At 45.3% G+C, this 24,498-nt stretch carries 6 protein-coding genes and 1 pseudogene; all 7 read left to right on the forward strand.

All coding sequences use genetic code 11. From position 1 onward, the window contains the following. Positions 1-65: 65 nt before the first annotated feature. The 7 genes and pseudogenes from G9G53_RS23375 (at position 66) to G9G53_RS23400 (ending at position 24,469) form a co-directional block, all read left to right on the forward strand. Positions 66-368, forward strand: a complete 303-nt coding sequence (locus G9G53_RS23375) for a putative quinol monooxygenase (RefSeq protein WP_165150596.1) — start codon at positions 66-68, stop codon at positions 366-368. Positions 369-426: 58 nt separating this feature from the next. Then, a pseudogene (locus G9G53_RS26850) lies at positions 427-562 on the forward strand (class I SAM-dependent methyltransferase); the annotation flags it as partial. A gap of 655 nt (positions 563-1,217) precedes the next feature. After that, positions 1,218-1,985, forward strand: a complete 768-nt coding sequence (locus tag G9G53_RS23380; RefSeq protein WP_165150598.1) for an S-layer homology domain-containing protein — start codon at positions 1,218-1,220, stop codon at positions 1,983-1,985. A gap of 1,002 nt (positions 1,986-2,987) precedes the next feature. Then, positions 2,988-4,208, forward strand: coding sequence for an ACP S-malonyltransferase (gene fabD / locus G9G53_RS23385; RefSeq protein ID WP_165150600.1), 1,221 nt, complete (start codon positions 2,988-2,990; stop codon positions 4,206-4,208). Then, on the forward strand, positions 4,183-10,242 hold the full coding sequence (locus G9G53_RS23390) for an aminotransferase class III-fold pyridoxal phosphate-dependent enzyme (RefSeq protein ID WP_238438021.1): 6,060 nt from the start codon (positions 4,183-4,185) through the stop codon (positions 10,240-10,242). Before fabD ends, G9G53_RS23390 begins: the two co-directional genes overlap by 26 nt. A 704-nt stretch (positions 10,243-10,946) precedes the next feature. Beyond that, positions 10,947-19,820: an amino acid adenylation domain-containing protein gene (locus G9G53_RS23395; protein WP_425312666.1), complete on the forward strand. Its 8,874-nt coding sequence runs from the start codon at positions 10,947-10,949 to the stop codon at positions 19,818-19,820. A gap of 23 nt (positions 19,821-19,843) precedes the next feature. Beyond that, on the forward strand, positions 19,844-24,469 hold the full coding sequence (locus G9G53_RS23400) for a non-ribosomal peptide synthetase (protein ID WP_165150604.1): 4,626 nt from the start codon (positions 19,844-19,846) through the stop codon (positions 24,467-24,469). The last annotated feature ends 29 nt before the right edge of the window (positions 24,470-24,498 follow it).

A 24,498-nucleotide genomic window follows, 5' to 3' on the forward strand; every position in this document is an offset into this window, starting at 1 on the left:
CGCTGACATTGCGGAACATTATGATAAGATGAAGTCAAATTTCACTCGAGGGTAGGATGAGGATCATGAACCAATTTGCTATGTATGGAAAGTTGATGGCACTTCCAGGGCAAAGGGATGCTCTTGCAGGCATCTTGCTAGAAGCGGCCGATCTGTTGAAGTCGAATACTGACTGCTATTTGTATATAGTCAATGTGTCAGACGACGACCCGAATGCGGTGTATGTGACCGAAGTGTGGAAAGATGCAGATGCTCATGCAGCCAGTCTTAAGAACGAAGAGGTACTGGCGTCGATACAACGCGGCCGACCGTTGATTGTCGGAGCGGAGCCTATTAAACTGCGTGCCCTAGGCGGAAAAGGCCTGTAGGGTTATCACTCAAATAACGAGTATTCTAATCACATTAATGAAAATTATTGTTGCATATTACGCTGAAGGAGTTCAAGCAGCTAAGTTATGTTTTTAGATATTTAAAGGTCGGAGGCTACATTCGATGTGCAATCCCAGATGGTTACTTTCCGGATGAATGGTATCAAAATATAGTCAAAATCGGAGGACCTGGGAAAACGCTTTTGTAACAAGTGAAAGGTCAGCAGATAAAATTGGCCTTGGTATAATAAGGGTAATTCACTAAGGAGAGATTTTATTGTCTAGAGCTGTTCTTTACTAATCCAATTCCATAAAAAGGGATTTTCATGTACTTACTATTTCTCTGCCCAATTTTTGTATTACGGGTGGGATTTGAAAGCTTCGGAATTAGTTAAGAACAACGGATATTACCAGGTCCTTAGGGATACCTGTTATAATGAGTCCAATCCGTGTTGTTTCAGCGCGGATTTTTTTGTGGCCCAAATAGCAGTTGATATGAGGGTAGGAATGACGTATGTTCATTCCTGCCCTTTTCTAATTTTTAGCAAAGGGGGATAGAAGGGAATTACTCACTCCATCAGTTCTAAGAATTTGTTATTGAAGTTAGGATTTCAAATTTGTCACAAGGATGAAGAATTGCTTTATTGGAAATATCAAATGAAGAAAGTAGGAGGGGTTTAGCAGAAAGGAATGCGAATACTGGAGGGTGAAGTTCGCTAAAGTAACTGAGAACGATAGTTCAACGCTATTTTCTCATTAATATCATCATTTTCTTTTGAAATGCCGATATGAAATTGAGTCTAGAGAACTATTTTATACATAAATTTTACCTAAAGGAAGTGGAAAGAGATGTTGAAAAAGAAATGGCTTATCGCCCCGTTGGTTGCGACGACACTGTTTTTCGGTCAATCTGCCTTCGCGGCAAACACGTTTTCTGATGTGGAAGGAACAAAATATGAATGGGCTGCCGAATCAATTCGTTTCATGGTCGATAAGGGCATTGTCAAGGGCTATGAAGATGGGACCTTCAAGCCAAGCAAAACCATAACGAAAGCGGAATTTGTACATATGTTTCACAAGCTTTTTCCAGAAATTGATCGTTCTTCCGGCGAATCTTCCGATTTTGTGGATGCGCATAAACACTGGGCGAATAAAGATTTTGCAGCAATATTCAACGGGGACTATGTTTGGCCGTATGCTGAAAGTGTTGGGGGAAAATATCCAAACTATCAATTCTATGTCAAGCCTGACAAACCACTGACCCGCTGGGATGTGATGATGATTGCCTCTCTTCGGACGAATTATACCAATCAGACGCTTCATCCTGAGATTGAGGAAGTGATCTCCGCAGCTGCGCAGTACAAGGATATGAAAGTTCGTCAAGCCAATTACAATGATAATTTCTCGGCATACTATCCGGTGCTGTACATCGACAAGACTGGAGAAGAGTACTCCTATGATGGAGATTCCCAGGATCAAAAGGCAGAAGCATTCTACACCCTAACCAAGATGGGGGTCCTTACCGCTAATGAAGGATACCTTCACCCAAAAGCGCTAGTCACACGGGCTGAAGCTGTTACCATTTTACAGCGTTTGTACGAGGCCACAACGAAGTGATTTTTAGGATCAATGATGATCAGATAAAAGCAAAAAAAGATTCAACAAATGCCTTCATTTACACCTCTACACCTCAAAGGGTAGTGCTGTTAGGTTTTGATAAGCCGAATTCAGAAAATAAACAAATCTAAAAGTATGTTGATGAATATGTGGGAAAATTGAGATTTCAAACCGCTGATCTGAACTGAATATCTACCTGCAAGAGGCTTGTCATTTTCGGACAGATGTTCAGTTTGACGCTGTGTTCTCCAATGCACCTTGCACTGGATCAAGGATGCTCTTGGATGTCACATCTGCTGACAAAGAGTCCATCTACCCGCCATTGAGGCGAAGATTAAGCCAAATCTTAACCAAGGAGGTCAGTGGATGATCGACACTATCCGCTTGCTCATTGTAGTCATTAAGGAAACTACATAAGGAGATAAACGGCTTTGCAGTTTTCTACTTATTTAGCTACGTATCTATGACGATGCCTAAACGTCGATTACTGGAAGGACAATAACTATGTATATGAAGTCGCCAAATTGGCGGCTTTTTTATTTTAACGACAGATGCCAGTTATTAGCTTTCACGAAAAAAGCATCCGCAGTTTCGCGCGGAATGACTGCAACGCATTACAAGTTGGTTGCCAAGCAAGAAATATAATCACAATCTATTACTTGCGTTTATAAAATATATGTATTATATATCACTGTACTTTAATTCATTTTAATGTTTATATTAAATTAATAGCCTTAATCTATATTTTACTACACTCATCTATGATGCTGAAGTTTCTAAGTATCAAGTCTGAACTTCCAGCACACTCCAGTTTTTTTTTACACTTCCCAGACTACAAACACACTTTTATTTCTAACTACATCTTGAAACTCAAAAACGATTCACTTTTACAGTCAATTACTGTTTTGCTGTATCTATCTTAAATACATAGGAATGTGAACATCTGAATCCCAAAAAACATTTTTGTTTTACCGCCTTTTATGGTGAGGAAAGGGGTTAGACATGAGTAGCATGACTTTGCTTTTTTCGGGACAAGGGTCTCAGTATGTCGGGATGGGAGCGGCATGGCAAGGAGGTTTTTCAGAGGCAGATCTCATCTTTGAAGAAGCTGCTGATATTTTGGGATATGATTTGAAAACTTTATGTATGGAAGGACCCATCTCCCAATTATCAAGAACATCTTACACCCAGCCTGCACTACTCACGATCAGTGTAATCGCATTCAAACGTTACATGCACGATGTTGGGATTATTCCCGAATTTGCGGCAGGGCATAGTTTGGGTGAGTATTCTGCATTGGTAAGCAGCGGAGTCTTGTCGTTTGGCGATGCTTTGCGGGTGGTACAAGAACGGGGGCGCTTTATGGAAGAAGCCTCAGAGGCCGGAGTGGGTTGCATGATTGCTGTTCGGGGAGCTAATTTAAAGCTGCTAGAAGAGCTGTGCGATCACTATGCAGTAACCAGTCAGCCTATTACCATCGCTTGTTATAACTCTACTTATCAATACGTCGTTTCTGGTCATCATGACTCTGTTGCTACGGTGGAAGGGCAATTAGAGCAACGTGGGTTCCAAATTACCCGTTTGCAGGTAAGCGGCCCTTTTCACAGCTCGCTTATGCAGCATGCTGCTGATCGATTAGCATTGGAACTGCAAAAATATACGTTTCATGAACCGCTGTGGCCTGTCATTTCTAATGTTACAGCAATGCCATATACGGATGCCAACAGCATTCGTCAAGGTTTGCATTTGCAAATGATCCATCCAGTGCGTTGGATACAAACGATGCAGTATATGGAGAAACATGGGGTGAAGCAGGGAATTGAATTAGGACCGCGAACGGTGCTGAAAAACTTGGCGAAGGAAACCAACATCGCTTTTGAAGTTCTTTCCTTGGACAGAGACTTGGATCGGATTGAACTGGAACGTCGTTTTTCGCTCCGTGATTGGTTGGTCAAACCACTGGCGGTGGCGGTGTCTACACCCAATGCTAATTGGAATGAGGATGAGTATCATAATGGGGTTATTTTACCTATTCGCAGGTTGGAGGAGTTACTCAAAAGCATAGAATCGGGCAGATCTTCTTCTGCTTATAAACTAAGACGCGAAGCGCTGGAGTGTATTCGCCTGATATTGCAAACCAAACAAGTATCTGCAGGAGAGCAGGAGCAAGTTTTAGACCTTTTAAGGAGGGATCAGAATGGAGCAGTTTCAAACATTAATTGAAATCATTCAGGACCGAGCCAGTAGAGCTGAAAACGGGATTATTTTCATTTCGGGTGATACACAGGAGGAATATGTAAGCTACAGTCAACTTCTGGAGCAAGCACTGCAGGTGCTTTATCAATTGCAGGAAAAAGGAGTACAGCCTGGAGATAAGCTGATTATGCAAATTGAAGAAAATCACACCTTTGTGAATGTGTTTTGGGGCTGTCTGCTCGGAGGAATCGTCCCCGTACCTGTAAGTATCGGGAATAATGATGAACATAAAATGAAGCTGTTTAAAATCTGGAGTACCCTTACTTCCCCTTACATGATTGCGGATCATAAGGTATTAGAGCAGCTAGAAAAGTATTCTCACCAGCATGAGATGCTGGATTTCTTTGATTCTGTAAAAAAAGCGACCTTTTCTAGCCATGATTTTGATTATTCCGATCAGAACAAAGGGATCATTCATGATTCCAGACCGGAAGATTTGGCGTTTATTCAATTTTCCTCTGGTTCGACAGGTGATCCCAAGGGAGTCATGCTAACGCATGAGAATCTCGTATACAATATTCGGGATATCGCCAGTCAAACGGGAATGACTTCAAGTGACGCGTATCTAGGCTGGATGCCGCTCACACATGATTTGGGATTGATCGCTTTCCATTTAACCTGTGTCATTGCTCATGCTAAGCAGCTTATTATGCCGACAGCACTTTTTATAAGACGTCCGTCTTTATGGCTAAAAAAGGTGTCGGAACATAAGGTGACTCAAATCTGCTCTCCTAACTTTGGCTTTAAATTTTTCCTGGATCAATATAAATCTAAAACGGCGGATAACTGGGATTTGTCAAGTGTTCGCATGATTTTAAATGGGGCTGAGCCCATATCGGTGGAGCTTTGCCATGTGTTTATGGAAGCCATGAGTGCACATGGATTAAAAAAAAATATCATGTATCCTGTATACGGCTTGGCAGAGGCAAGCGTAGGTGTTTCTACTCCACCTTTGGATAAAGATAATTTTGTTACTATTCATTTAAATCGGCAGCAACTGCATGTAGGTGAACCTATAGAAGAAGTAGATTCAACTGATAAACGTTGTCTTACATTTGCGGATTTGGGCTACCCCATGGCCAGCACCTCTGTTCGTATTTGTGATGAGCAAAATCAGGTGCTAAAGGATGATGTAATCGGATACACCCAAATTAGCGGCAAAAATGTGACTGCCGGGTACTATAACAATCCCGAGGCTACCGCAAAGGTCAAGACAGAAGATGGCTGGCTCATTACCGGAGATTTGGGTTTTATGAGAAACGGACGATTGGTGATTACAGGCAGAGCCAAGGATATTATTTTCGTGAACGGCCAGAACATTTATCCGCATGATATCGAAAGGATTGCGGAGGAACTGGACGGGGTGGATCTAGGGAAAGTAGCCGTCTGCGGTGTACATGATGCACAAACTAGACAGGATCGTATTGTTGTTTTTGTGATGCACACGAAAAAAATAGAGTTATTTTTGCCACTAGTCCAAAGGCTGAAAAGCCATTTGAATTATCGGGGAGGATGGCATATTCAAGATGTAGTTCCAATCCGCCGTATTCCCAAAACTACTAGTGGAAAGGTTCAGCGCTACAAGCTGGCTCAGAGCTACGAGCAGGGAGAATTTGATGTAGTTTTGGCATCCCTGACCGAGGCCGCTCGAAATATACAGGAAGGGAACTATGCCCCTGTGCCTCAGGGTGAAATCGAGCAAAAACTGATTGGGATCTGCCAAGCTATTTTAAATGTACAATCAATTGGGAAGGAAGACAGCTACTTTGATATCGGCGTAACTTCCTTACAACTCGTTCAGATCGTGGACCAATTAGAGGAACAACTCGGGATTCATATTGAGGTAACGGACTTCTTCTCTTATCCGACTATCGCCAAGCTAGCTGGATATATATCCAGTCAGAATTTAGGTCATAAGGTGATTATAGCACCGCAACTGGAATCCAAAGAGGAGTCGGAGGACCGGGATATCGCCATCATCGGTATGTCAGGTAAGTTTCCTCAAGCGGAAACATTGGAGCAGTTTTGGACGAATGTGGCATCAAGCGTTGACAATATCGGCCCGTACAGCGACGAAAGAAGAAAAGATGCCGAAGATTTCATTTCCCGTCTGAATACGGAAGGAAGGAATATGCAAATCGCAGAAGGCGGCTATCTGGATGAAGTAGACAAGTTTGATTACTCCTTCTTTAAGTTGACTCCACGGGAAGCCTCACTCATGGATCCGAATCAACGTTTATTTCTACAGACAGCCTGGAGTACGATTGAGGATGCGGGGTATGGAGGGAAGCAGCTGGCTGGCAAAAAGGTCGGTGTGTATGTCGGTTTTTCCAAAACCAGCTTTGAATACGAGCGTTTGTTGTCCGAGGTGGAACCAGGCGCGATTCCAAACTTTGCCATTGGTAATTTATCGTCCATTATTTCCAGCCGGATTGCGTATTTGCTTGATTTAAAAGGCCCAGCACTGACCATTGATACGGCATGCTCCTCGTCACTCGTGGCGGTGCACCTGGCATGTAAGTCGATTTTAAATGGAGACTGTGAGATGGCTTTGGCCGGTGGAGTGAAGACTATTTTGCTGCCGTTGAAAGCTGGTATTGGCATGGAATCCTCCGATGACCGGGCACGAGCATTCGACGATCAGTCGGACGGCACAGGCTGGGGAGAAGGCGTTGGAGCCGTTCTCTTAAAGCCGCTTCGTCAAGCGGAAAAAGACGGAGATCACATTCTGGGTGTGATCAAAGGAAGCGCGATTAATCAGGACGGCAGTACGATTGGAATTTCTGCGCCCAATGCGCTGGCTCAATCAGAAGTCATTTCGCAGGCGTGGCGTGATGCACGGATTGATCCCGAGACAGTGAGTTATATTGAAGCTCACGGTACTGGCACCAAGCTGGGTGACCCCGTTGAGATTAAGGGCATTACCCAGGCTTTCCGCAGATTTACACAGCGCAAGCAGTTTGTGGCGATAAGCACGGTCAAAACGAATATTGGGCATTTATACGAAGCTGCTGGGATTGCGGGATTGATCAAATGTGTGCTGTCGATGAAGCATCAGCAGATTGCACCGCTCGTTCATTTTCGCACACCCAACCGGAACATCCATTTCGAAGAATCTCCGGTGTATGCCAACACTAGACTAAGGGAATGGAAGACAGACGGATTTCCGAGAAGATGCGGGGTGAGTTCCTTTGGCTTCAGCGGGACAAACTGCCACGTGGTGCTGGAAGAATATATAGCGAAAAAGGGTGCGGATCAAGAAGCCACCGACCGAAAAAATGAATCATCGCCATTGCTGCTGACACTGTCCGCGCGAAGTGAAGGAGCTTTAAGCGAGTTGATTGCACGGTACGTGGATCGCTTTGAACATGAGGAAGAATTGCAGATGGAGGATGTCTGCTATACGGCTAACACGGGCAGAAGCCACTTAACATACCGAGTGGCTGTGATAGCCGAAGGAGCGGAGGCTCTGAAAGCGAAATTACTTCAGCTTCATGAGCAGGGCAAGGCCATTGAAGGTGTATACATTGGAAAAGTAGATAGCAGTGGTGGTACAAAAACAGCCGTCGGAAGCTCAGACACTTTGCAAGCACTGGAACAAGTAGCAGTGAAGTACGTACAGGGGGCACAGATAGACTGGGACACGCTATACGCAGGTCACTCGTACAAAAGGGTTTCTTTGCCTACGTATCCGTTTGAAAAGAAAAGGTGCTGGATTCATGTGCCAGAACAGATTCGAGCGGAGCAGACTGCATCCGTTTATAAAAATACAATAGTAAGGGAGTCTGAAATTATGGAGAATGAGTATTCGACGTCAGCGTCGTTTACTGAACAGCATAAATCTTCCATTCAACAAAAGTTAGCGAAAATGATCGGTAATGTATCACAACTTAGTCTTGAGGAACTGGAACCGCAAACACATTTTCTAGAACTAGGGCTGGACTCCATTAATTTGTCCCAGGTCCGCCACAGTATCAAGGATACATTCGACCTGGATATCCCAATGAATGAATTTTTTGAATCGCTGACCACGCTCGAACTGTTGACTAGCTACGTTGCAGATCAGGTGAGTATTTCCTATTCAGACGAGACAGCAGCAGTTGGTGCTGTGGAAAGACAACCGAAAATACCCCTTAATCGGGTAGATGCTACTACAGTATCAACTTGGACAGGGCAGGAATCCAGCGCAATTGGTACATCGTCTCATGGAATAGTTACGTCCGGGCAAGAGCCATCTCAAAGCACAACGGTTATAGAGACTTCTGCGAGTGTCGAGAAGATTTTGCAGCAGCAGCTGCATGTGATGTCACAGCAGCTTGATGTGCTCCGAACTCAACCGGGAAGGGCTTTACCGTCAGAAAATATAGAAAGCGCAGAGAGCATTGAAACCAAACAGGAAGTCGCAACTGCATTAGCTACTGTTCCACCGGTACTAGCTGTTCCGAAGAAGGCAGTCCATGAAGCAAAACCGTTTACGCCATATAAAAAGCTGGAGGTCAAAGCCCATGAATTGCTTTCACACCGACAAGAACAACATCTGCAAGAGCTGATTGAGCGCTATACTGCTCGGACGCTAAGCACCAAGCAATACACTCAGCAGTATCGGTCTGTCTACGCGAATAACCGTAATGTAGCTGGCTTCCGGCCTATTTTAAAGGAAATGGTCTATCAAATTGTATCTCAACGTGCAGACGGGTCCAAAATTTGGGATTTGGATGGGAATGAATATGTAGATTTGACCATGGGTTTTGGTGTTAATCTGTTTGGACACAATCCAGCCTTTATTCGTGAAAAAATTGAGGCAGAGCTAAAGAACGGCATGTGTGTCGGACCCATGTCCAACATGGCAGGACAAGTCGCCGAAAAGATTTGCAAGCTGACCGGTGTAGAACGGATCGCCTTGTACAATTCCGGCACCGAGGCGGTTATGGTTGCCCTCCGTTTGGCGCGTGCTGCCACCGGGCGAGCTAAAGTAGCCATTTTTGCCGGCTCCTATCACGGTACATTCGATGGGGTGCTTGCGTTGGGTAGCGCTGGCAACAATAAGGAGCATTCCACACCTCTTGCTCCTGGCATTTTGCAGCACATGGTTGATGATATCGTTGTACTTAACTATGGAACGGACGAATCGCTGGATTATATACGTACCCATGGGCAGGAGCTGGCTGCTGTGCTAGTGGAGCCGGTGCAAAGTCGTCGTCCTGATTTTCAGCCGAAGGCCTTTTTACAGGAGGTTCGCCAGATCACGGAGCAATCTGGTACAGCTTTTATTTTTGATGAAGTGATTACAGGCTTCCGAATTCAACCGGGAGGCGCTCAAGCGTGGTTTGGGGTACAAGCTGACCTTGTGACTTACGGTAAAGTTATTGGCGGAGGGATGCCAATCGGTATCGTAGCAGGGAAAGCCGCCTTTATGGATGGGATTGACGGAGGCTCCTGGAGCTTCGGAGACGATTCCTATCCTCAGAATGAGCATCGCCGAACCTTTGTAGCCGGTACGTTCTGTCATCATCCGCTGGCGATGGCGGCATCTTTGGCGGTGTTGGATTATTTGGAAAACCACGGGGAGCAGCTGCAAAATCGGTTGAACAGCCATACTTCGGCGTTGGCAGCAGAGTTAAATAGTTACTTTACCGATGAGCAGATACCCATAAAAATTGTTCACTTTGGCTCACTATTTCGCTTCGTACTCAAGGGTGATCTGGAGCTTTTCTTCTATCACATGCTGGAAAAGGGTATTTACATCTGGGAAGGACGGAACTGTTTCTTGTCGACCGCTCATACGGAGGAAGATATTGCGCGGATCATACAAGCTGTCAAGGACAGTGTAGATGAGCTGCGTAAAGGGGGCTTCTTGCCTGATCTGACCCCGATCGGGAAAGGCCCAGGTCCAGGTAAGCGAAGTGTGTCTATAGCCGACCCTTCAGAAGTATCGACAGTGGACGTGGATGAAACGGTCATCCCACTAACCCCAGATCAAAGGCAGTTCTGGTTCGCTTAATGTCAAGAAACGAAGTGACTTCTTGACATGCGAACGTATATTAATGTGAGACGTTAAGTGAATTGGCCAATCCCGTATTGATTTTGCCGAAAAATTGAATAAAGTGCACTTCGACGTCTTTACGCTTCAAATTTGATGAAATGTCAGGTTCTATTCTTAGGACTTGGCATTTTTAGTAGTGAGGGCATCAGTTATGTAAAAGCCAATCGGAGAAAATCACAATTGGACTGTGAGGCAGCGCTGAATCGACAGGAGCCAACAAAGGTCATATTTTGCAGGTGGTTGTAATCGCTCGTAAAGGGCAGAGCAACCATATTAAAGCTTTTGAGTCTTTAATTTGAGCTTTGAATGTCGTGAATTTTAAAGTTTATGAGGATGCATGCCAGCGAGTAAAAGAAAAAAATGAGTTTTTAAGAATCAAAACTGGAAAAAAACTATATCCTGCATAATAAGTTAGATAAGCGCATTTAGCCATTGATGGTTTAATAAAACAAATTAGATCCTCGCTTTAACAGATGGATAATTATATTTTATTAGTATGAAGATAGTTTTCTTATACAGTGGACCGTTCATATTTACCTTCTTATGAGAACTTTATCTTGTACCCATAGCTAGGTCATATCGTGTTTTTTAGGCTAGCCCATAGTTGGAAAGGATAAAATTAATTCCTTGAATACCCCATAGTAAAGGAGTCTGAAAAGATGGTGAATGAGTATTTCTCGACGGAATCTGCTTCCAATCCGCAAAAATCTACGATTACTAATAAACTGTCAAAAATAATCGAAAGTGTATCCCAACTCAGTCCAGACGAATTAGAGCCGCAAAAACATTTTTTAGAACTGGGTTTAGACTCTATTCTTCTGTCTCAGGTTAGACACAGCATTAAAAGTACGTTTGGCTTGGAAATCCCGATGAACGAATTTTTTGAATCACTGACTACGCTAGAGTTGCTGACAAACTATATTGCTGATAGGGTAGCCTCGACCTCTGAAGAATTGACCCGGAATTCGGAGGAGCTTCAGTTGACTGCGTCGTCCAGTGTCACCTCTTCGGTGCCTTCCGTCTTGCCGGGCTGGAGTCAAAAATCCACTACCCCTATAGAAGATCCCGCATCCCATGAAAGCAAGCTATCAAATGAGGATATATTTGCGGGGAGAGAACGAATTTTAGAAATGCAACTTCAACTCATGTCGCAGCAGATGGAAATACTACGTCAGTCTCGTCTTGCACCAGTGGCAATGTCTGAATCGCATTCACTACAAACTGCTGTCGAGCCTCAGACATCCGCGATGCAGGAGGTAGCTGCCACAGTTACTTCTATTTCCTCCGTCCAGGCTTCCGTCTCAGCTGTTTTGCCAGACGGAAAAGAATCGAAAGCATTTGTTCCCTATCAAAAAATAAATGTGCAAGCCCATAATTCACTTTCACTTAGGCAGGAAAAGCATCTGCAAAAGCTGATTGAACATTACACGATGCGCACACGAAAGACTAAAGAGTATACTCAGCAATACAGGTCTGTATACGCCAATAACCGGAATGTGGCCGGATTTAGGCTTGCTCTCAAGGAAATGGTGTATCAGATTATATCTCAGCGTGCAGAGGGTTCTAAAATTTGGGATTTGGACGGTAATGAATATATTGATTTGACGATGGGGTTTGGGGTCAATTTGTTTGGTCACAACCCATCCTTTATTCGTGAATCGATAGAAAAGGAAATACATAACGGAATGTGCCTTGGACCGATGTCCAATATGGCCGGGCAGATTGCCGAAAAGATTTGCAAGATGACAGGCATGGAACGAATTGCGCTATATAACTCGGGGACAGAGGCGATCATGGTCGCTCTTCGGTTAGCTCGGGCTGCCACCGCACGGGATAAGGTGGTGATTTTTTCTGGTTCCTATCACGGTACTTTTGATGGAATATTGGCATTGGGGGGGACAACGGATGACAGGGAACAACATTCCACTCCCCTGGCACCTGGTGTACTACAGCACATGGTGGACGATGTCGTTGTGCTCAGTTATGGAACGGACGAGTCACTCCAATATATCCGCTCCCATGCCTATGAACTGGCTGCTGTTCTCATAGAGCCAGTGCAGAGTCGTCGCCCTGATTTCCAGCCCGCAGCTTTTCTGAAGGAAGTACGTCAGATTACGGAGCAATCCGGGACCGCGTTCATTTTTGATGAGGTAATTACAGGCTTCCGTATTCAGCCGGGGGGCGCGCAGGCGTGGTACGGGATTGAAGCCGACCTTGTAACTTACGGTAAAATCATTGGGGGCGGGCTTCCCATCGGTATCGTGGCAGGGAAAGCATCGTTCATGGATGGAATTGATGGAGGAGTGTGGAGCTTCGGAGATGACTCTTATCCACCGCATGAGCAACAGCGGACGTTTGTAGCGGGAACTTTTTGCCATCACCCCCTGGCTATGGCAGCTTCCCTGGCCGTACTAGAGCAGTTGGAGAAGGACAGGGGGCAATTGCATAACGAGCTGAATAGTCGTACGAAGGCGTTCGCAGCAGAACTGAATCACTATTTTACGGAGGAACAGATACCTATAAAGGTCGTTTACTTCGGTTCCTTGTTCCGTTTCATCCTTAAAGGTGACTTGGAACTATTCTTCTATCACATGCTGGATAAAGGAATTTATATATGGGAAGGCCGGAACTGTTTTTTGTCAACGGCTCATACTTCGAAAGACATAGAGCGGATTGTACAGGCAATTAAAGAGAGTGTTAATGAGCTGCGCAAAGGAGGATTTCTGCCGGATCTGTACCCTCATGAAAACCATCTAAACAAGCCTTTTATTCCTGAAACTGCAACTGCAGACCTTAAGGAATCGACGATTATGCTGACTCCGGATCAGAAGCAGTTATGGTTCGCCTCGGTCTCGGATTCAAAGGAATCGCAGTCGCTTCATGAGACTGTTTTACTGCGCTACCGGGGTCCGCTACATCTTAAGGAATTTAATGAAGCTGTCCATCGCATTGTTAAACGTCACGAAGCCTTACGCACCTTCATGGGAGAGGATGGAGAAACGCAGATCATCGCCCCGGCAATGACCCTCAGCATTCCGCTGCATGATATCAGCAGTCTTTCTGTAGAGGAGCAGAAACACGATATCCGTGCTTGGATGGAGAAGGATAGGGAGACCGTATTCCCAATAAGTGCGGGCGAACCTTTATTCCGCATCCGGCTTTTAAAAACGTCGAATGAGAAGCACATCGCTGCATTTACATTTCATCATCTCATTGCAGATGGCTGGTCCATCGGAGTGTTTTTCCATGAGTTGGAACAATTTTATTCCGCTTGTGTACAGGGGGAACACTGCACGCTTCCCGACCCTGTTCCGTTTCGAGATTTCGCAGCATGGCAGCAAAACCAGTTAGAGGTAGGTGGAGCGGCTGCCCTTGCTTTTTGGTCAGATGTACTTGCGAAGCCATTGCCCGCCCTTGACTTGCCGTCTCTCCAACGCAACATCAGCTCTCCTTCTTCGCGCGGAGCACGGCACACCATTGTGGTGGATGCACCTCTGGTGAAGCAACTGAAATCAGTCAGTATTCGGCTTGGCAACAGCATGTTTGTGACTTTATTATCTGTTTTCCAGCTTTTTTTACACAGAGTGACAGGCCAGAATCAAATCATGGTAGGTATTCCAACCGCAGGGCAATCTCATATGGGTGTGTCCCCGCTAATTGGCAACTGCGTTAACTTGCTCCCAGTGATTTGTGAGGTAGACTCTGGAGCAACGTTCACGGAATTCACACAGACGGTCAAGCGAGTAATGCATACGCTGGATGCTTATCAGAAATACAGCTTTGCCGGACTTGCCCAGATAGGATTAAGGCATTTGCCCGTCCTTAAGGTGTTGTTCAATATGGATAGGCCCATTCCAGAGTTTCACTATTACGGACTGGAAACAGAATTGTTGGAGCATGAAATATTGTCCACTCAATATGAGTTGTTTCTGAATGTTACGGAGTCTGGTCAGCAGTTACGGCTTGATTTTGACTATGCAGCGAGTCTTTTTCAACAAGACACTATGGAAATATGGGCGCAATACTTTTTACATCTGCTGAGCTCAATTGTGCAAGAAGACGGAATGCGTGTATCTGCGCTGTCTTTGCTTCGAAGTACGGAAAGGGAGCGGCTTCTGGAAGTGTGGGCGACATATGCGGATGCTAAAGGGAATTATCCTTGTGTCCTGGACAAATATAAAAATCCGTCTCCTACGGGTACCATCGGACAAGTATATTTGGCCACATCTGCTGGTTTACTGGGAACGACGCTGGAATGGGCTTATATCGAGGTTGGAGGGAGAATTCGACATATCGGTGCAGCCAACCGAGATGTTCTTATTCGCGGTCATCAAGTGAATCTTGAGCAGATAGAGAAACATCTTTTGCGAGCACTAGATTTGGATGCCTGTGTTTTGACGGCACGGAAAGACGGTGAAAGCAGTAACTCTTCGTATCTAGTGGCTTATATAGTGGACAATAATTCTAATTCGTGGGATATAGCGAAGCTGAAAGAGAGTGTTAGCTCAATACTTCCTGATTATGGGCAACCTCGCTTTTGGGTTCTGATGGATAGCATCCCTCTTTTGGCTGATGGGAAGCCGGATTTTCAATTATTGCCGAAACCAGAAGATATCAGGATAGAGGACTCGCAGAAGCAGGTTTCTGACAGCAATATGACTGAGGACAAACTGATATCCATATGTAAGGAAGTTTTGAATGTATCTGATATCAGATACAACGATAATTTTTTTCAAATGGGTGGAGACTCCTTAAAAGCGACTGTTCTTCTAAGCAGAATTAACAAGGAATTCGAAGTATATATTCCGCTGGTACAAATTTTACAACTGCAAACGGTTGCACAACTGGCGGCACATGTAAAAGGAGGACAAAAGCGAAAGTTTGAGCCGCTTGTTCCGGCAGATTTACAGCCCTTTTATCCGGTATCTCCCGCTCAAAAAAGAATGTATGTGCTGGATCAACTGGGTGGAGGTGCAGCGTATCATGTATCGGGTCAACTGCATATAGAGGGAGAGTTACACGTTTCCAGGTTCATTGATGCAGTGAAGGAGGTTTTTTCACGGCATGAATCCTTTCGGACGTATTTTGAGATAGTAGACGGGGAAACCGTGCAGAAGGTACAGGATGTGCTTTCACTGGACATTCCTGTTACTCAAATTTCCGAAGAGGATGCTAATCACGCCCGTGAACTGTTTATTCAGCCATTTGACCTCAGTAAGGCTCCTTTAATTCGTGCTGAGTTATTCGCAATCCATCGTGACCAGTTTATGTTGCTGATCGATATGCACCATATCATTTCAGACGGCTTCTCAATGGCAGTATTAATGGATGAGATCAGCACGCGGTATCAGGGTATGCCACTTGCCCCCATTGACGTTCACTACAAAGACTATGTCGTTTGGCAAAAACAACATTATGCCGGAGACAGCCAAGCAAAGGATGAAGCATTTTGGTTAGACACGTTGGACGGCGAGCTCCCTGTATTAGACCTGCCAACTGACTTTGCTCGTCCGTCAAGTCAGAGCTTCGCAGGGGACAGCCTTACCTTCATTGTGCAATCCAAGCTGACGGATAGACTTAATCAATTGGCAAGAGACACGGGAGCAACGCTCTTTATGGTGCTTTTGGCAGCTTATAATGTGCTGTTAAGCAAATACTCCGGGCAAGAGGACTTCCTCGTAGGTACACCGGCAGCGGGTAGAGGGCATGCGGATACGGAAGCGATGATCGGCATATTTGTGAATACTTTAGTTATCCGTAATCGACCGCTGGCGTCTCAGCCATTCAGTGCTTTTCTGGAGGACGTAAAACATAACACTCTGCTTGCGTTGGAGCACCAGGAATATCCATTTGACCAACTGGTCGACAAACTAGATCGAGTACGCGATGTAAGCCGCAATCCCATCTTTGATACGATGTTCAGTCTGCAAAATAAGGGAACAGAGGTCATTGAACTCAGCGGACTTCGTTTGCAACCGAATGAGTTTAATGCAGGTGTATCGAAATTCGATCTTTCATTACATGTAACGGAAACTCAAGACCAGTTAACTTTCACCTGGGAGTATGCGACCAGCCTGTTTAGGCTGGAGACAATTGAGCGATTTGCCCTCCATTATATAAAAGTGTTGGAAATCGTAACTCAAGATGTCGGAATTCGCTTGGCTGACATGGATATGCTGACAGAAGAAGATAAGCACTTATTACTATATGAGTTCAACAACACCTCTGCCTATTTTCCGCGGGATGCAACGATTCATGGAAGGTTTGAGCAGCAGGTTAGCAGGACTCCAGATGACATGGCAATCATATTTGGAGATAAGTGTATGACTTACCAAGAGTTGAATGAGCTGGCGAATCGTTTAGCGCGAACGTTGCGGGCGGAAGGAGTAGGACCAGATCAGCCGGTGGGGATTATCGCTCAGCGTTCACCTGAGATGATGATTGGCATCTATGCAATTCTAAAAGCGGGTGGAGCTTATGTACCCATTGATCCGGGATACCCACAAGAAAGAATTCAATATATGCTTGAAGATTCGAAAACACAACTGGTGCTGACACAACCACAGTTTGCAGAAGAGCTGAAGCAATATGCGGACTGCAAGGTAATGGTGTTGGATTATGCTTCCACGATCATGGCTTTGCAAGCATCCAGGTCGACGGAGCCTACGACCGACTGCATGAGTAGCTGGCATGAAGATGCCTCCAACCTTGAACCTATAGCAGAACCCAACCATGCGGCCTATATCATTTATACATCCGGTTCTACAGGGAAACCGAAAGGGGTTATTGTTGAACACCGCTCAGTCGTGAATCGGCTCTGCTGGATGCACAATAGATACGGCCTAAGCGCAGAAGATACGATTTTGCAAAAAACTGCCTTTACTTTTGACGTATCCGTATGGGAGTTGTTCTGGTGGTCGATGGTAGGCTCTAAAGTAAGCTTATTGCCAATCGGCGGAGAAAAGTCTCCCGAACAGATCTTGAACACGATTAATGAAGACAAGGTAAGCACCCTTCATTTTGTACCCGCGATGCTGCATATTTTTCTGGAATATCTGGAGCAGCAGCCAAGGGAAACAGTGCAAGCAAAATTGAAAACGTTAAAACATATATTTGCCAGCGGTGAAGCATTGCCTCCTCAGCAGGTGGCGCGTTTCTATCGAATTATGTCAGGGATTGGAAGCGCAAAACTAATTAACTTATATGGTCCAACAGAAGCTACTGTAGACGTTTCATTCTTTGAATGCGAGCCTGTGGAAGAGCACTCGGTGATCCCGATCGGTAAACCGATTGACAATATTCATTTGTATGTTGTACAGGAAGGTACGGAGCGATTGCAGCCGATTGGAGTGGCGGGAGAACTTTGTATCAGTGGTATAGGAGTAGCCCGTGGTTATCTTAATCGACCGGAATTGACCAAGGAGAAGTTCGCTACTAATCCGTTTAACAGCGGAGCGGAGGGTTATGAGCGGATGTACCGCACAGGAGATTTGGCGCGTTGGATGCCTGACGGCAACATTGAATATTTGGGGCGGATCGATCAACAGGTTAAAGTAAGAGGATATCGTATTGAACTGGGCGAGATTGAAGCGCAGTTGCTGTCTGTAGACGGAATCCAGTCAGCAGTAGTCATAGCACGGGAGAACAAAGACGGCTACAAGGATTTGTGTGCATACTTTGTGGCTTCTGAGCCATTAAGTCCGCTGAACGTGCAGAATGCGCTCAAGCAGAAGCTACCGTTTTATATGATTCCAGCATATGTGGTGCCTATGCAGCAGCTTCCCCTTACGGCCAATGGAAAAACGGACCGAAAAGCTTTACCTGAGCCGGACCGACATGACTCTTTACAGACGGATTATGTTGCTCCGAGAACAGATGTGGAAAGGGCGCTGGTCGTGGTATGGCAAGACGTTTTGGGAAGTGATCATATAGGCGTTCGAGATCATTTTTTTCTGCTTGGCGGCGATTCTATTAAGGCCGTTCAGGTTGCCTCACGTCTGCGTCAGCATGGTTATTCCCTTGACATTTCTCTCTTGATGGAGCACCCGTTCATTGAGGATCTCAGCAAGCTTGTGACAACTTTATTCCGCTACACAGACCAGAATTCAATACATGGAGAGATTCCAATAACATCGATTCAACGGCAGATGCATGAACTGGGTACATTTTACACCTTACGGACGGCAACATCCATGCTATTTGCAGGCAACCCGCATTTCGATGAGGATCTGTTACGGTTTGTGCTGCAAACATTAACTACTCATCACGAGGGATTACGGCTTGGTCAGGCGTCGATCGACGAACCGTCAACCCTTGTATACCGAGATGAAAATGAAGAATGGTTCACACTTGATGTGTTCTCACTTGCAGATGATGACCATCAAGCTAGCAAGCAATTACAGAGCGAATGCTTCCGGATTCAAAACAGTTATGGAATGTTTGAGGGACCCAGAGTACGCGCAGGCTTATTCCGGATGTCGGGCTCCGACCAGTTCTTTCTTTCTGTAGATCCGCTAGTGGCTGATCCTACATCTTGGCGTATCCTGCTTGAGGATTTCACAACTGCCTATGAACAAGCTCTTAACGGGGAACCGATAGTGCTTCCTGACAAAACAGATTCTTACCGCTCCTGGATGCGGTGGCTAGAAGACTATGCAGACAGCAAAAAGCTGGCCAAAGAGAAACTCTACTGGCTGGATAAAGTTAATTTCGATGGCGAATTTATACCGAAGGATCATAAGGCACCTGTACATTCAGAAGCACTTCGTCCAGTAGAGCATTGCATCATACAGCTTTCGGACGAGAAAACAAGCCAGCTGTTAACACGGGCTAACCGAACCTATAATACGGTGACCGCTGAGTTACTGCTTGCTGCATTGGGACTGACTATAGTGGAATGGTCTGGACAGTCTAAGATTGCCATTGGATTTGAGCATTATGATCGGGAGCAACAAACTGTGACTTCGGACAAACCGGACCTTTCAAGAACCGTAGGTCAATTCGGTTCCATATATCCGCTTGTTCTGGATATGGAGCCTGGAGAAGACAGTTCTCTTTTGCTCAGAAACGTAAAGGAGACGGTCCGGCAAGTACCCAACCAGGGTTTAGGATATGGATTACTAAAATATGGAGCTGCATCCTCTGGCAGATCAGAATTTAATGCTCAGTATTACCCGGAAATTGGCTTCCGCTTGATTCATTCTGAACCGGTCAGTTCCTCTCACTTTCATACTTCGCCTATGGATGCTGAATTATGGTCCGGCCAGAATTGTAGCGTTTCTGATTTAGCCTATCCCCTCTATCTGGATGGGCGGCTGAAAGACGGTAAGCTTTCCATCTGCATGCTTTATAACCGTCACGCGTTTGAAGCAGATACTATCCGAATGCTTCAGTTGCGTTTTGAACATCATTTGTCGGGCATTATTCAGCATTGTCTGGACCAATCCAGACGGCAACTAACACCATCGGATGTGGGAGCACGTGGTTTGGATCTAGATGAGTTTGAAGACATGAAGCAGTTTTATGAGAATCTATAACGATTCGTCCGAGGAGGATATCCATGATCAAAGGACTTGAAATTGAAAAAGTGGTCAACTTGACTCCCTTACAGGAAGGAATGCTCGTTCATGCGCTGATGGAACCAGAATCACAGGCTTATTACGAGCAATTACGTATTTCTATTCGGGGAGATCTGGATTGGAATGCCCTGCAAGAAAGCTTTCAGCTGTTGGTTCAGCGTCATGAAACACTGCGCTCGAACATTTATCATAAATCCGCTTCTCGTTCGCGGCTGATTGTCTTTAAGAAGCGAAACACGGCGATTACTTACGAGAATATGACAGAGCTGACCGGAAAGGAGCAAGCCGATGCTATTCGTAGATTTATGGATGTGGACCGTAACACCCATTACGATTTGAGCAGGGATATGCTCATCCGGATGGCTGTACTTCAAACGGATAAAGATGCTTATACGTTACTTGTAAGTTTTCACCATATTATTATGGACGGCTGGTGTCTTGGCATCATAATGGACGAGTTGTTAACGGCCTATGAGGCTTATCGTACAGGCCGTCCCGTTCAATTGCCTGAACCACGACCTTACACCGGGTATGCCGACTGGCTTGAAGAACAGGATCAGGAGGCGGCCAAGGGCTACTGGAGTTCTGAATTACAAGGTTACGAACAAACGGCTGGACTTCCGATGCTAAAAACTCCAGCTACAACTCCTGAAAAAGGCGGCTATCTGCTGCAGGAATATAGAACGACGCTGACGGAAACAGAGACCAGCACTTTGCGGGCGATTGCTGAATGCAATGGGACCACGCTCAGCAGTCTTTTTCTGGCCGCCTGGGGAATTGTACTTGGTCGTTACAACGGAAGCAAAGACGTAGTTTTTGGCACGGTGGTATCTGGCCGCCCGTCGGAATTGGATGAAGTAGAGCGAATTGTCGGATTGTTCATTAATACCATTCCATTACGAATTAGATTAAATGAAGAAAAGAGTTTTGTTGAATTATTGCGCGATGTCCAGAGAGCCTCTGTCCAAGGAAGGAGGAACGGATACTGTTCACTTGCTGAAATCCAGTCGCAATCTGCACTCAAGCAACGCTTGCTTGATCATATCGTTGTATTCGAGAACTATCCGCTGGAAAACATGATCGGGAGACGGGACTGGCAAGACAAACTCGGATTCATTATTGAGGACGCTCGGTTATTCGAAGAAATACCGTATGACTTTAATATTGAGGTTGAAGATAAGAAGGCAATGAGTTTCATATTGTCCTATAACGGCAAGGTCTATAGCAGTGAAGCGATGAAGCATCTGGCCCATTATTTGAAGCATGTCTTCCTGCAAATTGCCAGTAATGCAGAGGTTTGCCTCCGTGACGTTCGGCTGTTAACAACCGAAGAAGAGGCTAATATGACGAAATTATGGAGCGGACCCGTTGTCCAGTTTCCTGCACTTACTTTTCACGGGATATTCGAAGCGCAGACGGAGCGTACACCAGAACAAGCGGCCGTCATATATGAAGATACGATGCTCACTTACAGACAACTTAATGATAGAGCAGACGCTCTTGCCCATCTTTTGCAGAAGCGTGGAATTACACGGGAGAGTCTGGTCGCTGTCATGGTTGACAGGTCTGTTGAGATGATAGTGGCGGTGCTGGGCATTATGAAAGCCGGAGCTGCCTATGTGCCAGTAGATCCCGTGTATCCAGAAGAACGTATTGAATATATGCTGCGTGACTGCGGAACGACGATTGTGCTTACGCAATCTCACCTGAAGGGCTGGCTGAAAACAATGGATTTTATGGGCGAGGTAGTCGATCTCGCTACCTTGCCACTCCAGTCCGAGATGGATTCGAACAAGCAGTATATCTCCACATATGAGCCCAGCTCTTTGGCGTATGTCATTTATACATCGGGTACCACAGGTAAGCCCAAAGGCGTTATGGTTGAACATCAACAATATGTCAACACCGCACTCGGTTACAGACACAGCCAAGGATTTAAAGATTTCCCTATTAAGCTACTGCAAATTGCCAGCATGTCGTTTGATGTGTTTGCATGCGATTTGGCCAAGGTATTTGTCAATGGAGGTACCTTGGTCATTTGTCCTGAAAACGTGAGAAATGATCCAGCTGCCTTGGCTACACTGTTGGAGCAGCAGGAGATTACTACGTTTGAGACGCCGCCTGTGCTTTTAGCTCTGCTATTGAATTACATCTATGAGCATGGTACAAATATCAGTTCTCTAAAGCTGCTTACTACTGGAGCAGATAGCTTGGCTGTTGCTGATTACCGTAAGATGTTGACCCGCTTTGGCAGCAAAATGCGGATTATTAATACGTATGGAGTTACCGAAGCCGCAATCGAATCTAGTTTTTATGAGGACGAGCTGGAAAAATTGCCTCTGTCCGGTATTGTCCCTATCGGCAGAGCTCTACCGAATCATAAGTTATATATTGTTGATGACAGGATGCGTCCGGTCCCTGTCGGTGTAACGGGCGAGCTGTGTATTGGTGGAGCTTCTGTAGCGCGGGGATATCTTAATAGACCGGAGCTTTCGGCTGAGAAATTCGTGTCTGATCCGTTCTCAACGGGTGGACGCTTGTATTGTACTGGGGATCTGGCACGCTGGCAGCCAGATGGGAATATTGATTTTATCGGGCGAGCTGACTACCAATATAAAATTCGCGGATACCGGATTGAGCCTGGAGAAATTGAATCTATTTTGCTCGAAACGGAAGGAGTACGCCAGGCAGTTGTTGTTGATCGACTGGATAAAGCGGGACAAAAGTACTTATGTGCCTATGTTGCAGGTGCAGCTGAGAAAGACATACTGCGAGATAAACTGGCTCAGCAGTTACCAGTCTACATGGTTCCAGCCCAGATCATTGTATTGGAACAGTTGCCATTGACCCATAACGGGAAAATAGACCGATCCAATCTGCCCGAACCGGATGAAATAGCACCGTTGGATACCGTATATGAAGCACCACAGGATGAATTGGAAAAAACAATTGCTTTGATCTGGGAAGAAGTGATCGGTGTTAAACCAATTGGATTACACAACAACTTTTTCGAGCTTGGTGGGGACTCGATTAAAGCATTGCAAATTGCAATCCGCTTAAATGCCAAAGGCCTGAAAATGGAAGTAAAGGACTTATTCCGTTACCCTGAAATTCACCTGATAGCGCCGTTTATAAAAAAAATCACCCGTATCATTCCCCAAGGGATTGTAGAGGGTGAGGTAGAATTGACACCCATTCAACTCGATTTTTTTCAGCATCATCGGAGAGATCGTCACCATTATAATCAGGCGGTCATGCTGCAAAATGATGAAGGATGGAATGAATTATGGCTGAAAAACGCCATGGACAAGCTGGTAGCCCATCACGATGCATTACGGCTCATTTTTGTGGAAGAGGAAAAGGGAGCCTCCGCCTATAACAGGGGAGTGAACGAAGGTGAGTTCTTTACATTAACGAGCTATGATTTGACACAATCAAGCCAGCCTGAAGAAGAAATTCGACACATTGGTGATGAGCTGCAAAGCAGTTTGGATCTGCAACGAGGTCCTCTCATACGTTTGGCCTTATTCCATTTATCCGGTGAAGATCATCTGATGATCGTTATCCACCATCTTATTGTAGACGGTGTGTCATGGAGAATTTTACTGGAAGATTTGGGTACAGCCTATGATCAGGTAGCTCGGGGTGAGATGCCGAATCTGCCTGCCAAGACTGATGCTTACAAAGAGTGGGCTTCAGGACTGACTACTTACGCCGAAAGCGTACAGGTACGCCAAGAAATCAGCTACTGGAACCATGTAGATTCACGCAGGATGCGTCGATTGCCAAGGGATCATGAAATCGCGGTTAGCCTGATACAAGATCGACGCCTAGTGGAGGTGATACTCGGCAGGGATGAGACGGAAAAGCTGTTGAAGCATGTACATCATGCCTATCATACGGAAATGAATGATCTGTTGCTTACAGCCTTAGGTCTGGCTTTTTATGAATGGAGCGGTTATAACGAAATCCCGATTTTGCTGGAGGGGCACGGCAGGGAGGAGATCATTAAAGATTTGGACATCTCTCGTACAGTCGGCTGGTTTACCTCTCTGTATCCTTTTGTAATCGAGATCAACAGACCTGAGAACTTGGCCTATCAGATCAAAATGGTTAAAGATAAGCTGCGGCGGGTGCCTAATAAGGGCATCGGTTATGGTATTTTACGTTATTTGACCAAGGACCAGACTAATGCGGCTTCTCTGGTCGCAGCACCATTCCCGGAAATTAGCTTCAATTATTTGGGACAATTCGACGAAGAAAACAGCGCAGACATGCCTTGGCGTATTTCCAGATTAGCAGACTTAGCCAATGGTGAGAGAAGCCCGCGTGCGGAAAAGACGAATACATTTGACATTAACGGCATGATCACGAACGGAATCCTTCGGTTTGGATTTGAATATAACGGGCTTGAATATGGTGCAGCAACGGTAGAGCGATTAACGATCGGCTTTAAAAAACATCTATTAAATCTTATCCATCATTGTTGCACTAAGGATCAGGCGGAGCGCAGCCCTACGGATTTTACCTATAATCAATTGTCTATGGGGCAATTTGAACACATATCAAGCCGATTATCGGATAAGCTGGGAAATCTGTTGAAATAAAGAATATCCGCAAGTGGAAACTCAAATTC

It is taken from the genome of Paenibacillus sp. EKM206P (assembly GCF_011066155.1).
In the GTDB taxonomy this organism is placed as follows: Bacteria; Bacillota; Bacilli; order Paenibacillales; family Paenibacillaceae; genus Paenibacillus; species Paenibacillus polymyxa_D.